This window comes from Leptospira saintgironsiae (genome assembly GCF_002811765.1).
Taxonomy (GTDB): domain Bacteria; phylum Spirochaetota; class Leptospiria; order Leptospirales; family Leptospiraceae; genus Leptospira_B; species Leptospira_B saintgironsiae.
The window spans coordinates 207,922-221,257 of sequence record NZ_NPDR01000002.1 but is presented as its reverse complement, the minus strand read 5'-3'; the positions used below and the strand labels follow the sequence as shown (position 1 = coordinate 221,257).

Annotated in this window: 9 protein-coding genes and 1 tRNA gene; 5 read left to right on the top strand and 5 right to left on the bottom strand. The window is 39.8% G+C overall.

Annotated elements, in window-relative coordinates:
- Positions 1–207: 207 nt before the first annotated feature.
- Positions 208–2,064 carry an alginate export family protein gene (locus CH362_RS06010; protein WP_244280492.1) on the bottom strand — a complete coding sequence of 619 codons (1,857 nt, stop codon included), beginning with the start codon at positions 2,062–2,064 and terminating at the stop codon, positions 208–210.
- 309 nt (positions 2,065–2,373) lie between these two features.
- Here CH362_RS06010 and CH362_RS06000 point away from each other — a divergent pair, with 309 nt between their 5' ends.
- Positions 2,374–3,132: a hypothetical protein gene (locus CH362_RS06000; RefSeq protein ID WP_100709467.1), complete on the top strand. Its 759-nt coding sequence runs from the start codon at positions 2,374–2,376 to the stop codon at positions 3,130–3,132.
- 51 nt (positions 3,133–3,183) lie between these two features.
- Here CH362_RS06000 and glnA read toward each other — a convergent pair whose 3' ends face one another.
- Positions 3,184–4,605, bottom strand: a complete 1,422-nt coding sequence (glnA, locus tag CH362_RS05995) for a type I glutamate--ammonia ligase (RefSeq protein WP_100709466.1) — start codon at positions 4,603–4,605, stop codon at positions 3,184–3,186.
- Positions 4,606–4,924: 319 nt separating this feature from the next.
- Between glnA and CH362_RS05990 the strand changes: the two genes are divergently transcribed.
- From CH362_RS05990 to CH362_RS05980, 3 genes are all read left to right on the top strand, one after another.
- On the top strand, positions 4,925–6,172 hold the full coding sequence (locus CH362_RS05990; RefSeq protein WP_100709757.1) for a hypothetical protein: 1,248 nt from the start codon (positions 4,925–4,927) through the stop codon (positions 6,170–6,172).
- A 123-nt stretch (positions 6,173–6,295) separates the two neighbouring features.
- Positions 6,296–6,369, top strand: a tRNA-Met gene (locus tag CH362_RS05985).
- Between the two features lie 23 nt (positions 6,370–6,392).
- The gene (locus CH362_RS05980) at positions 6,393–6,680 is read left to right on the top strand and encodes a Cys-rich protein (RefSeq protein WP_100709465.1); all 288 of its coding nucleotides are present in this window, start codon (positions 6,393–6,395) and stop codon (positions 6,678–6,680) included.
- 3 nt (positions 6,681–6,683) lie between these two features.
- On the opposite strand, the gene thiH is transcribed toward CH362_RS05980, so the two are convergent.
- The 3 genes from thiH to CH362_RS05965 are packed head-to-tail and all read right to left on the bottom strand — an operon-like array spanning position 6,684 to position 11,406.
- Positions 6,684–7,820 (bottom strand): 2-iminoacetate synthase ThiH, encoded by a 1,137-nt coding sequence (gene thiH, locus CH362_RS05975; RefSeq protein ID WP_100709464.1) that lies wholly within the window; start codon positions 7,818–7,820, stop codon positions 6,684–6,686.
- The gene (locus CH362_RS05970; RefSeq protein WP_100709463.1) at positions 7,801–8,613 is read right to left on the bottom strand and encodes a thiazole synthase; all 813 of its coding nucleotides are present in this window, start codon (positions 8,611–8,613) and stop codon (positions 7,801–7,803) included. The genes thiH and CH362_RS05970 overlap by 20 nt, the downstream gene beginning before the upstream one ends.
- A gap of 9 nt (positions 8,614–8,622) precedes the next feature.
- Positions 8,623–11,406 (bottom strand): chromosome segregation SMC family protein, encoded by a 2,784-nt coding sequence (locus CH362_RS05965; protein WP_100709462.1) that lies wholly within the window; start codon positions 11,404–11,406, stop codon positions 8,623–8,625.
- A gap of 77 nt (positions 11,407–11,483) precedes the next feature.
- Between CH362_RS05965 and CH362_RS05960 the strand changes: the two genes are divergently transcribed.
- A complete protein-coding gene (locus tag CH362_RS05960) occupies positions 11,484–13,307 on the top strand; it encodes a motility associated factor glycosyltransferase family protein (RefSeq protein WP_100709461.1) in 1,824 nt (607 codons plus the stop codon).
- Positions 13,308–13,336: the final 29 nt, after the last annotated feature.

Here is a 13,336-nt window from a genome sequence, read left to right as displayed (position 1 = left end):
GATTTGTCTTTCTCCTAAGATTCATTATCGACTCCATAACCTCGAAACCAAGATGCGATTTCTAAAAGTATGGTCAATCCTGAATTCCCGGATCGGTGACACCCCTAGATTTGGTCCGTACTTGTTTGGACGAAGTGGAAAGGTAGAAAGGACAGAAAAAGCCCGATCCTTTTCAAAAAAAGACCGGGCATAAGCTGGACTACTGCTTCAGATGGCGAACTGAAGAGTGAGTGAGAAATAGGTACTATTTCGGTCGAAATTGAATTGTTTTTGGTTTTTGATCGCGTCTCCCGCGTAAAGAACAGTGGCTCCTGCCCAGACCGAGAAGTAATCATTGATCTTCTTGATATAAATCAGATCATATTCCAACAAAAGTCTATGTCCAGGTTGCCAATTTTTCAGGAAAGGATTGTTGGCATAGTTTTCAGTACTTCCTGAAACAGCCTTATTCGCAAGGAAGTCTCCATTCGCGTCATATCCAGTGCTTCCTGTAACTGCGTTCCTATTACCGTCATACCAAGCATCTTGGACTTTATCCTTGCGAATATCATAAACTGCGAAAATGAATCTTCCCCAGGTATCATCATAGTATTGGATATGAACGGAAGAAGTTCTTACGTTCGCCCAGAATGCAGCATTCGCAATACCATTCCCTGAATCGAAATAAGGGAATCCACCCGATCTTGTAGCAAATAATGGATCCCAGGTTCCGGATTTTCCATCAGCTCTATTCGGGTCACCGGAAGCTCTTGCGAATTGAACTCCCACACGGAAACCTTTATAGTTATAACCAGTTTGAGCCAAGAAGAAGGAAGCGTCATGCTGAACTGTTTCCTTGTAAGCTGCATGTTTGTTTGTTCCGGATCCGATAGTAGTGTTTAGAGTATCCCAAGAAGCGTCTATTGTTTGGCCTGTGCTTCCTGTTTGAGCTGCGTATTCCAAACCCCAGTCCCAAGATTTTCCTGCAGGAAGACTTCTACCTGAAGCAGTTCTATTGCTGAGACGAATACCGGTAGTGAACAAATTATCTCTACCGTTTGTTCTTTGGTTCGGATCTACAAGAGGGCCAGTAGCTGTAGTAGTATTATACTTTTTGATAACACCGATCTCATAAAGATCTACCACTAACTCTTCAGAAGGTTTCCATGTATTGTATAAGAATGCAAGATAAGTATCATTAAGAGCTTTTGCTCCACCAACTTTCTGGCTGTTTGCAGTCACAAATCCGTTCGGACCATTACTTTCTTCTGCAAGAACAGTATAACCAGCATGTGTGGACCAAGTCTTAGTATCGAATGCAACTCTTACCCCATCGAAAGAGTTACCGATCTGGCTATCATTACGAGCTCCTATAATTCTGGAATCTCCGTAAGAGAAAGTCTGACGACCTAAATACACTTTTGTATAAGGAAGAAAGTCCTTCCAAATCAAGTAAGCTTCTCTGATATCCGTATTATTTTTTACCGGGACCTGGCTTCCAGGAGCGTATGCAGTTCCGATAGAATTCGTAAAAGAAGTTGGACCATATCCTGTTCCACTTGGGTCTTTATATTGCCCATACAAACGAGTATCTTGGATGGTCAATTTCACCGCGAATGATTCGTTAATATCCAAAAGAGTCCAGAACTGGCTATTTTGGGTAACGTAGTTTTTAGAATCACTTGTGGATTTATCAAAATCTTGATTATTAAAATTTTCGAATCTAGGACGGATCTGTATACCGAAACGAAGGTTATCAGTGAGCCAAAGATTGGGACTTTTCTTAACTACGTCTTGGTGTTCCGGAGTTAATAGTAAAGTTCCAAGTAATTCCCCATCTAACTTACCTCTCCAAGGGCTTTTGTAAGGAACTGCAGGAGCTTTATCCTTCTCCTTATCTTTGTCCTTTGCGTCCCCAGAACTAGTCGCGGTTGCAGCAGGAGTTTGGGTAGAAGGAGCAGTAGTTTTCTCTTCCGCAGCCGCAGGTTTCACAGGAGTTGTCTCAGCCTGAGTAACTGTTTCTTGTTTAGGAGGTTCTACCGCCTGGGCCCAAAGAGTTCCTAGTCCTAAAAGTCCGAAAGACAAAAGAAGTCTAACCGGCAAAAGTATATATTTTTTGTTCCGACTCGGTCGGCTCGTAATTGTATTTTTTAACATATGGGGAGTCCCTTATTTTGGATTAAAATCCAATATAGCGGATATAACTCAGAGTTTAGCAGATTTTGTAAACAATTTATTCAATATTTTGGAACATTTTTTAGGACGTGGTCGCTTTTTTTCTCAAAACTTGATCCCCAATAATGCCAAATTGGCATCTCCCCTACTAAAGTAGAATGTTTCGACGTTTCTTTTCCCTTCCAGGATTGGAAAGAAAGGCCGATAGAATAAAATAGAATGCAGAGAAGAATAAGACACATAACGCGGGCCTGGATCCTAGTTTTTCTGCTCTTCTCCCCTACATTACAAAATTTGAATCCAATTCCAGTATCGATCAGCACTGAACCTGATCTGGATTATAATTACGAATACGAGAAGCATGGTGTATACACCAAGTTTTCAGACTGGGTTCCTTATAAACTCCATAAATGGGAGCCAAAGTTTTTAGAAGATTATTATGAGATGTATGGTCTCAAACTTCATTATAAAGAGAATGAACTCAGAAGAAATATATTCTTCTTAAAAGCAGGTTTACAAAAAAGATTCCGCCATCCAAGGAATGCACTCTGCAGAGTAACAAACGAAGAAGAATATCATAAATACAGACTTCTGATCTTTATGCATATGAATCTGCAAATCATGAGATCCTATATGAGGATCGCTTCTCAATTTGATAAAAGACATTTATATTTTTATAATTTAGATTTTGCCCACGAGCTCAAACAATCCTTTGAAGTAGCAGATTCATTCTATAAAGAAGCGATTCCTTATTGGGAAGCGTCCAGAAAATACGCAGACCAGGCTTCTGAAATAGATTACGATCTGGATCTAGGAACGATTGAAACAGAAAGATATGAGATCATCACAGGCAAGTTAGACTTCGGACAGATCATTTCAGATCATAGAGAAAGGCTGACTAAAAAAAGAGAAACCGTTGGCGCTTATTTGGCAAAATATCCAGAAGCGGATAAGCCGAACTTAGATCAGATCCCATAAAAAAACCCCGGAATGTTCCGGGGTTTTTTAATCCATACTGAATTCTTACGATTAGCAAGAATAAGTAGTAAGGAACTCGAATGGGTGAGGACGTCCTTCCCAAGGCCAAATTTCGGTTTCGAATTTGTAAGCTTTGTAGGTTTGGATGAACTCTTCGGTAAATACATTTCCTTTTTTGAAAATTTCTTTACCAGCCAACATATGCTCAATTGCTTCTCTAAGAGTGTGAGGCATTTGTTGGATTCCTTTCTCACGGATCTCATCCAGAGAAAGTTCGAACAAGTCTTCTTCCCGAGGTGGTCCCGGATCGATCTTGTTCTGAATCCCGTCAAGTCCTGCCATAAGCAATGCAGCAAATGCAAGATAAGGGTTCGCAGAAGAATCTGGGAAGCGGAACTCAACACGTTTAGCTTTTTCGCCGCTAACGAACGGAATTCTCGCGCAAGCAGAACGGTTCTGAGCAGAATAAGCTAAAATCGCAGGAGCTTCGAATCCTGGAAGAAGTCTCTTATAAGAGTTAGTAGAAGCATTAGTGAAAGCAGCTACGGTTTTTCCGTGCTTCAATACACCACCAGTATAGTTAAGAGCAAGCTCGCTCAAACCTTGGTATCCGTTTCCTGCAAATAGGTTTTTGCCGTCTTTCCAAATGGATTGGTGGCAGTGCATACCGTTACCGTTGTCTCCGTAAAGAGGTTTAGGCATGAAGGTTGCAGTTTTTCCCCATTTATGAGCTACGTTCTTAACAACATATTTCAGTTTTTGAACGTTATCAGCTGCTTCAATAAGAGTTCCGAATTTAACTCCGATCTCTCCTTGGGCTTGAGCAACCTCGTGGTGAACCACGAAAGTTTCCATTCCAATCTTATGAAGAGTTTTAACGATATCAGCACGAAGATCCACTTGAGAATCCACAGGAGCTACTGGGAAGTAACCACCTTTGGTTCCTGGACGGTGTCCAGTGTTGATGGAACCTGGCATGTCAGTGTGAGAGTTCCAGATACCTTCGGAAGATTCCAATTCATAGTATTGGATATTGATCGCGTCTCTTACTTTCAAACCGTCGAAAAGGAAGAACTCATTTTCTGGTCCGAAATAAACAGTATCGCCGATCCCGGTTTCTTTCAGGTATTTCACCGCATTTTTAGCGATGGAACGAGGGCATTTTTCGTAAGCTTGGTTCTTATAGATGTCCCAAACATCACAGAATACTACAAGAGTAGGATCTGCAGTGAATGGATCCAAAAAGATGGAAGTTGGGTCAGGGATCAACTGCATGTCCGATTTATGAATCGGCTGCCAAGCAGGGATGGAAGAACCGTCGAAAGGAAGTCCTTTTAGAGTGTCTTCTTCTACTGAATCTACGTGGTAAGAAACGTGGTGCCAAGCTCCTTTAATATCCGTAAAACGGAAATCGTAGAAAAGAATCTTGTTCGCTTTTGCGAAAGCGATCACTTCTGCGGCATTTTTCGCCATTGATACTTATCTCCTATATCTTTGTACTAGGGGTCTCTAATTCGCACGCAAAAAGCGTGTCCTGCTTAAGCATATGCAAGAGATGTGCCAAATCCTAATACCCATCTTGCAAGTATCTTCCTTCCCAATAAAAAAAGGATGAGCCCCTTGAAAAGCAGTCCATGTTCAGGCTAAAAATCCTTGAACCTGAGGCAATCAGTAAAAAACTCCGATTGAATGGATTCGATAGAATTTTCAAGGCCAAGATCTTGGATCTATCTGTCCTTTGTCTTGCGCTAGTTTGGTACACTACGCTCAAAATATAATCATGGGAGAAACCATGCAGACCCTTGCCAAATGGCCTAGTCCATCCGAGCTTTCTTTTTCAGGCGGGAGAGATACCCATACAGGAATTCCAAACTCCAAAGAATATTTTGAATCAGTATTGGCATGGGCAAAGGAGAATGGAGCAGAAGAATACCTTCTAGTTTCCTTAGAAGAATGGGTTCCTTCTTCTGAATTGCTTTCTACACTTCCCTCTTATCCTGTCCGCGCAAATATGGGCATTCCTGATTCAGTTACCTTCTCCTATTTAATCCCTCCTGTATTATTTGGAAAAAAACTCTGCTTCTGGATCTCCGAAGGAACAAGTTTAACTGACTCTTATATTCATGTTTTAGGAAAAATGGAAAGATCTGAAGAACAATTCAGCAGAATTTTAGAAACAGAGATCCATTCAATTCCTGAGATCGTTTGGAAAGAAGAAGAGAAACATTCAAATTCTCTACTATTAGAAAGAAAACTATGGGGAAGAAGAGAGAATGGAAAAAGATATTCTTCCTCCTTCTCCTTGGCGAAGGCTTTTTTTGTAGGATCTTTGACAGATATCAGAGAGATCAACGAATACGAATTAGTATCTCAAGGCTCCTCCGAATTAGAAGAAGCGATCCAAAAGTTTCTGTATAAAAGAGCAGATTCCAAATACTTCTCCCTATTATCTGCACTCGGAAAAATTGAATCTGAGAATGAATTTGTTTTTAAACCGAAAATCCATTTTTCTTTCGGCTTACAACTTTTGATACTCTCTTCTGTTCTTGCAGAAGCTTATGAAGAATTAGTTTCCCGCTGGATAGAAGAAAGACCTGGACACAAAGACGCATTGAATAAGTTGAAAGAATGGACTGAAAAAGAATTTCATCCCAAAACGGAAGCCGGGATGGAAGCGATCTTTGAAGAAAAAGTCATTCATTTATTGGATAAATATTCAGACAGAACTGACAGATTCCTTCTCAAAAGATTAGAACAAGAATATTCACATTCTCAAAAAGACTTATCAGAACATTTTCAACTCAGGAAGAAGGAGCTAGAAGAAAAACTGATCCCTGACCTTCTCTCCCAAGTGGAATCTCATTCTAAACTTTCCTTTCCAGAAGAGCTAAAATCAGAGTGGGAAAATTTAGGGAAAACATTACAGACTCGTCTCGAAATTCTTCTCTTAGAAAGAAAAAATTTACCAAATCCGGAACAAAAAGGGAACGGAAAAACGGCCGAAAGCTGGAACATTCTAATCGGGCAAAGGTCTGATTAAAGAATATTAGGCCAGTTTATCCTAGGAAAGGTTTCGAATCTCCCGGAGAGAAATCTTTGACAAGGCCGGTATTTCAAAAAAAATGACCGGTAAATACCTTTTAAGGTATTTCCTAGGAATAACGGCGACGTAGCTCAGCTGGTTAGAGCAACGGAATCATAATCCGCAGGTCCGGGGTTCGAATCCCTGCGTCGCTAGGTCCTTTGGAGAAAACACACCCATGAAAAAAACAATCCTCGCAACCCTAATCTTGCTCGCTACGGTTTTCACCGGAATCTCCTCCGTTTCCGCTCAAAGCCAAGCATGCAACCAGATCTGTGATTTTTATACAACTTGTGTAGAAGGCCAAAAAAAACTTAGCAGCGCAGACAAACAGAAAGTGGGAGCTGGATGTTTAAATACATGCCGCAAAAATTATTCAGCAGTGACTGCTTGTTACGAAACTCATTCAGGTCAATGTACAGCTTTTAATAGCTGCTTGATGGACAGTTATAAAGGTAAAAAATAATCCTTAAACAATTCGATCGGGTACTTGCAAAAATGCCCGGTCGAAATCCTTAAAGACTGGATCCAGTCCCTTCTTCCTTAACATTTCCGTAAATTCTTCGATCTTTCTAGAATCTTCTATCTCGAATTGTTTTAATTCTTCTCCTCCTGAATAACCTCCAGGATCTGTTCTAGATTCTACAGACATATGAGTGATTGGCATTCCTGCTAAATGATTTCTCATATGTATAGATTCTCTTGTGGATTGAACAAGCCCGCTATCCGGTAGAAAAAGTCGAAGTGCAAATAAGAATCGAACATACTCTCTGTCAGAAACGAAAATAGTCTTATCAAACTCACCTTCTGCAGGCCTCATGCGAGGAAGAGAGATTTGGATCGTTGTTCTCCAATATTTTTTAGAAAGATAATGTGCATGTTCTCCTAAACGGAACATTTCTCCATACGGATCAGAAAGTCCAAGTAGCGCACCAACTCCTATACGCCTGAATCCGGCAAGGCCTCCTCTATCGGGAGCATCCAATCTATACCTCATATTCTTTTTCATCCCACGTAGATGATACTTGGAATATGTTTCTGGGTCATAGGTCTCTTGGTAAACGACGAGACCTTCTACTCCTTCTCCAATCAATATCTCGTATTTTTCCTGATCCATAGGATAAATTTCTATGGAGATAGAATCAAAATAAGATTTTAAGATACGAACTGCAGATCTTAAATATTCTAAATTTGTGATAGAGTAATCTTCTCCAGTTAAGATGAGAAGATGTCTGATCCCTTTGGAATATAGGACTTCCGACTCGGCCCGGATCTCAGACTCGTTTAATGTTTTTCTGGGAATTTTATTTTCAAAACTGAATCCACAATAAACACAGGAAGATCTGCATTCATTCGAAAGATACATTGGCATATAGAGAGAAATAGTATTTCCAAATCTCTTTTTAGTCCAGTTCAGTGCACGCTCAGCCATTTCCTCTAAATAAGAATCAGCTAAAGGATGTAATAAGGAGAGATACTCTTCGAAATTAAGTGGTTTTCCGGAATAAGAACTATGGAGCGAAGACTCTATATCTATTTTAGATTTAGATAATACTTTTTCCTTCGCTTCTGAGAAGGAGATTTTATCAAATAACTCCGTGTACATTTCTAGATTCTTCTTCTAAAAATCCTGTGAGAGGACTGGAGGCGGAGGCTTTTTTGGATGTGGATATTCCTGAATTAGAATATAATCTGGAGATCCTTCCTGCTTCCGTTGCAAGTTTGAATGCGTATGCTATTTTTGCAGGATCTTTTGCGATCGCTATTGCAGTGTTTACAAGAACTGCGTCTGCTCCTAATTCCATAGCCTGTGCTGCATGAGAAGGTAGTCCAAGTCCTGCATCTACCACCACCGGAATGTTGGATTGTTCTATTATAATCTCTAAATTTGCTAAGGTGCGAATCCCTTGGTTTGTTCCGATCGGAGAACCTAAAGGCATCACAGTGGCACATCCTGCTTCTTCTAAATGTTTACATAGAATTGGATCTGCGTTGATATAAGGTAAAACGTTAAATCCCTCTTTGACCAGGATCTTTGCTGCCTTCAAAGTTTCGATAGGATCCGGAAGAAGGTAAACTGGATCAGGAGTTACTTCTAGTTTCACCCAGTCGCCACCGCCCAGCTCTCTGGACAATCTAGCAAGTCTTACAGCTTCTTCTGCGTCTCTTGCGCCGCTTGTATTCGGCAAAAGTAATATTCTTTCCCGATCAATCTTGGTAAGAATATCATCTTCGGTCGAAGACAGATCCACTCTGCGTAGAGCAACAGTTACTACTTCTGTTTCAGAAGAATGGATCGCTTGTTCTAAAGAAGCACCAGAAGAGAACTTACCAGTTCCTAAAAACAGTCTGGATTTGAACCTTCTGCCTGCGATGATTAGATCGTCTGATTGCGCCACGAATCCAGATTATACTGCTTCGGTCGCTCTTCCAGCAAAATCTCTGGCTTCGTCCAGTCTTAAGCTGATAATTTTGGAAATTCCAGGTTCTTCGTTTGTGACCCCAAAAATGGAATTTGCCCTATGTATCGTAGACTGAGCGTGAGTGATTACCACGAACTGAGATTTGTCTTTAAACTTATCCAAGATCTGACAGAAACGAAGTTTATTTGCTTCGTCGAGGGCCGCATCTATCTCATCCAAGAAACAGAATGGAGAAGGTTTCACCATATAGATCGCAAATAGTAGTGCGATTGCAGTTAGTGATTTTTCTCCACCAGAAAGTAGTCTCAAGTTTTGGACATGTTTGCCAGGAGGCTCTGCCATAATCTCGATACCAGCGTTTAGGCTGTCTTCTCCATCAACAAGTTCAAGCATCGCTCTTCCCCCATTGAATAAAGTAGAGAATGTTTCCTGGAAATTCGTTCTGATCCTTTCGAATGTTTCTCTGAAAAGTTTTTCTGACTCTTCATTGATGTTTTTCAGGATCTCTGTGATATCATTTTTGGATCTTTCGATATCTTCTTTTTGAGTGCGATGATGTTCGTAGATCTCTTTTACGTTTCTATATTCTTCGATAGAAAGTGGATTGATAGATCCCAACATTTGGATATCAGATTTCAAACGTTTGAGTTTTGTCTCACTTTCCCCTTTTTCAGGCTTCTTGTCTTTGAATTCGTCAGCAAGTTCCTGCTCGGAGATAGAATAATCGTTGTACAATTCTTCTGAGAAAGATTCCAGTTGGACCTTATAAACTGAAACTGCCTTTTCCTTTTCAGTCAGGATAGGGAATAAGTTCTTATAGTCTTCTTGGTTTTTCTGGATCTCGTTTTTAAGACCTTGGATCTCTTTTACAATATTTCGAAGTGCTTCTTTTTCAGAATCTAAAGCACGGCTCATTTCCAAAAATTCGTTATATCTGTTCTCGATCTGCTGTTCCAGTTCGATCACTTCTTTTTCGAATTCTGTTTTTTTAACGCCTAAAGTTTTGATGGACTCTTGAGCCGCCAAAATTCTTTTTTCAGTCTCTTCTATCCTTACGGAAAGAGACTTAGCGGATTCTAATTTAGCATTTTTTTCAGAATTTAATTCTAAGATCCGTTTTTCTAAATAAACGATCTTTTCACGGATATTCTCTGCTTCTTCTCTCAAAGCTTCGATTGCCAATCCGGATTCTTTGATAGATCTGGTAAGGTTTTCATTTTCCAAGATCAGATCTTCTATCTCTTGGTCTAAACCTTCTTTCTGGGATAAAAATCCGTCTCTATCAAATAATAAACTGCGGATGCTGTCTTCTAAGGAGAAATATTCTCCCAGTTGAGATCTGAACTTTTCAGTTTCTAGTTTTCCAGCCAGATAAGAGATCTTGTTTTTAGTCTCTTCTCCTGTATAAGAATCCAAAGCGGTTTTAAGTTCTGTTTCGACAGAATGAATACGATCAGCCTCTCCCAGTAGGAGTTCCTTCAGACGGTTTCTTTCTTGTTCGGTTGATTGTGCTTCTTTTTTACGGGATTCCAATTGAGAAATTAGATCGAATATAACTTCTTTCAGTCTTTCTCTCAGTTCCACATGTCGTTTATCATTGGACTGGATCCGAGCTTCCTTCTCTTGGATGGAAGTATTTTCCGCCTCTATCTTGGCTTCGATATCTGTTTTATTTTTACGAAGTTCTTCAATCCCCAATTCCAGAGATTTACTTTCCCCTTCCAGATCAATTGCTTCTTTTTCTAATTTCTCTTTATCGATCTGAAGAAGGCTTTGGGCAGATTCTTCCTTAGTTAAGGATTCTCTAATATCTGAAATACGATCAGAATAATCTAGGATAATACCTTTATTGCTCTCAACTTTATCTTTTTGGATCTGGGTTTGGGTGAGATGATCCAAAAGTTTTTTGTCAATCTCTGCAACCTTCTTTTCCAAGTCAGACTTAAGATGATCTAACTCTTCAATCCTGCCAGTCTCCACAGAAATTCTTTCCAGTAGAACTCTGTTCTTTTCTTTAATTTCTTTTAATTCGTTCTCAGAAGTTTCATGTTTCTTGGTTAAGGTAGAAAATTTGATATAACGAATGATCTTATCAGTCTCATCCAATTCTTGTTTGAGCCTGAAATATTCTTCCGCCTTCTCCGCTTGTTTTTCCTTAACTTCCATCTCCTTCTTCATCGTATTCATAATGTCTTGGATACGAAGAAGGTTCTGGTTCGTGTCTGAAAGTTTTTTAAGAGCCTCTTGTCTTTCCATCTTAAATCTGGAAATACCTGCAGCCTCTTCGAAGATCAACCTTCTCTCTTCCGGTTTGGAATGAAGGATACGATCCACCTTTCCTTGTTCCATGATAGAGTAACTTGATTTTCCGATACCAGTATCGAGTAAGATCTTTTCGATTTCCTTACGTTGAACACGAGAATCGTTTATTAGATATTCGTTATTTCCATCCGCGTATAATCTGCGGGTCAATTTGATGGTTGGATAATCCATCTTGATCAGTTTGGAAGAATTATCGAAAACTACGCTGACTTCTGCGAAACCCGCAGGCTTACGAGCTTCCGAACCGTGAAAGATGACATCGTCCATCTTATCACCGCGAAGACCCTTGGCGGATTTTTCACCGAAGACCCATTTTAAAGCGTCGACTATATTCGATTTTCCGGAACCGTTAGGTCCTACAACTGCGGTAAATCCCGGATCGAGAAGAACTTCTGTCTCGTCCGCAAAGGTCTTGAATCCAACAATATTCAGGCTTTTGAGATACATATGTATTTTTGTGTTTCTTTGGGAAATTGATTGCAAGTGACCAGAATCGGGCGGACTCTGGAATGCTTAGGAGTATTATGTCTCACGATCTCCCGGAAAAAACAAGAGAAATATTCGGGAAAAAACCGTATCTTAGCCTGTATTTCCAAAATCCTCCTACTGAAATGTTGGAGTTCCGACTGGAAGCGGCCAAAAACCAAAATGAGTTCTTTCTCTCTAAAAAAGGAAGAGCATTAGCAAGTTCAGTTTCTCCTTTTACCCAAGCAAAACGACAATTAGATTCGGTCTCCATTCAATCCACGGATCTAGTCGCTATTTTAGGACTTGGAAATCCACATTTGATCAGAGAGGTAGAATCCAAATTAGAACCAGGACAAATTTTATTACTCATAGACAAGGATAGAGATCTACTCTTTTCACTTTGGGAAGAATGGTTGGAACCTGTGATGGAAGTCCCAGGAAGACATTTATTCTTAGGAGAAAATTCACTTTCTCTTCTTTGGAATTATTTAGAGTCACTTCCTGTAGAAAGAGTTTCCGGGATCAGAATACTTAGGAACGCAGCAAGTGTTTCCTTGGAAGAAATGTTTTATGCGGAAACAGATATAAGACTTCGAAAAATTTTATCTTCCAAGATGAGTGATCTACTCACCAAATTTGAATTCGAAAGAATTTGGGTGAGAAATTCTCTCGTAAATACCGCAAACTTTTTATCCCCCCCAAGTCCCAGGACCAAAATAGAATCCTTAAAGGAAAAATTTAACGGAGTACCGTCCCTACTTGTATCTGCGGGACCAAACTTACGCAGACAATGTGAATGGATCAAAAGTATACGAGATAAAGTTTTTGTAATGTCCTGTGATACTTCTCTCAAAGTACTTCTCAAATATGGGATCATACCTGATGGAGTGATGACATTAGATGCACAAACTCATTCAGTATTCCATTTTTTGGGGGAAGATACGTCGGAAATTCCTCTTTTTGCTGATTTGGTTAGCTCTCCTCCTATATTAAGAAATTTGAAATTTAAATCAGTAGTCCATAGCATCACTGCAAAATATTTGGTAGATGCTTCCGGAGAATTAAAAAGAGAAGCAACTGCAGGAAGTTCCAGCGCGGAATCTTTGCTTGGCCCAATTGGAGATGTTCAATCTGGGGGAAGTGTTGCTACAACTGCATTTGATTTGTTGAGAAGTCTCGGATGCCAACCCTGCTTTTTAGTGGGCCAGGATTTGGCTTATTCAGGCAGAGAGATCCATTCTACTGGGACTCATCATAATGAAAAATGGCTTACCTTACTTACTAGAAAAACAAGTTTAGAAAAAATCAATGAAGCAGTAGTCCGAAAAAGAGACACAAGATACGTTCCATCCGTAACAGGCGGAGAAGTATTAACGGATTATGTATTGGACTTGTATAGACATTGGTTTGAAGAATCATCCAAATCCTTGGACTTTCCAGTTTATAACGTAAACACGCAAGGTGCCAATATTGAAAATGCGAGAAATATAGGACCGGAAGAAGCCACTCAAATCCTAAAGGGATTTCAAAATCACGAATACTTCTGGAAAGAATTTCCTGCCTGGAAACCTGAATTGATCCAAGAAACCTTGGTTGGATCTCCTACAGAATTCAAAAAAGAATTATTAGAAACAATAGATAAGATCAAAAACGAATTTTCTAAACCGGAAAAAAAAGAAGAAGCTTATTCGGATCTACTCTCTCTTTTCAAAGATACATTAGGTACTTGGGAAGACTTAAGATATTTAATCCGAAAAACGGAAGTATATATTCTTCGCCATAAAGATAAGCTAGACGAGACACGCAAAAAAGAATTATTTTTAGGCGCGATCCTGAAAGAATTTACAATGCTCCGCAGAAAACTTCTGGCTGGGGATTAGATTGTCCGCACAAAGTCGCAGGGCCCATT

Coding starts and splice junctions, on each gene's coding strand:
- CH362_RS06000 (WP_100709467.1), top strand. CDS start 2,374: ATGCAGAGAAGAATAAGACACATAACGCGGGCCTGGATCCTAGTTTTT.
- CH362_RS05965 (WP_100709462.1), bottom strand. CDS start 11,406: ATGTATCTCAAAAGCCTGAATATTGTTGGATTCAAGACCTTTGCGGAC.
- CH362_RS05980 (WP_100709465.1), top strand. CDS start 6,393: ATGAAAAAAACAATCCTCGCAACCCTAATCTTGCTCGCTACGGTTTTC.
- thiH (WP_100709464.1), bottom strand. CDS start 7,820: ATGTACACGGAGTTATTTGATAAAATCTCCTTCTCAGAAGCGAAGGAA.
- glnA (WP_100709466.1), bottom strand. CDS start 4,605: ATGGCGAAAAATGCCGCAGAAGTGATCGCTTTCGCAAAAGCGAACAAG.
- CH362_RS05960 (WP_100709461.1), top strand. CDS start 11,484: ATGTCTCACGATCTCCCGGAAAAAACAAGAGAAATATTCGGGAAAAAA.
- CH362_RS05990 (WP_100709757.1), top strand. CDS start 4,925: ATGCAGACCCTTGCCAAATGGCCTAGTCCATCCGAGCTTTCTTTTTCA.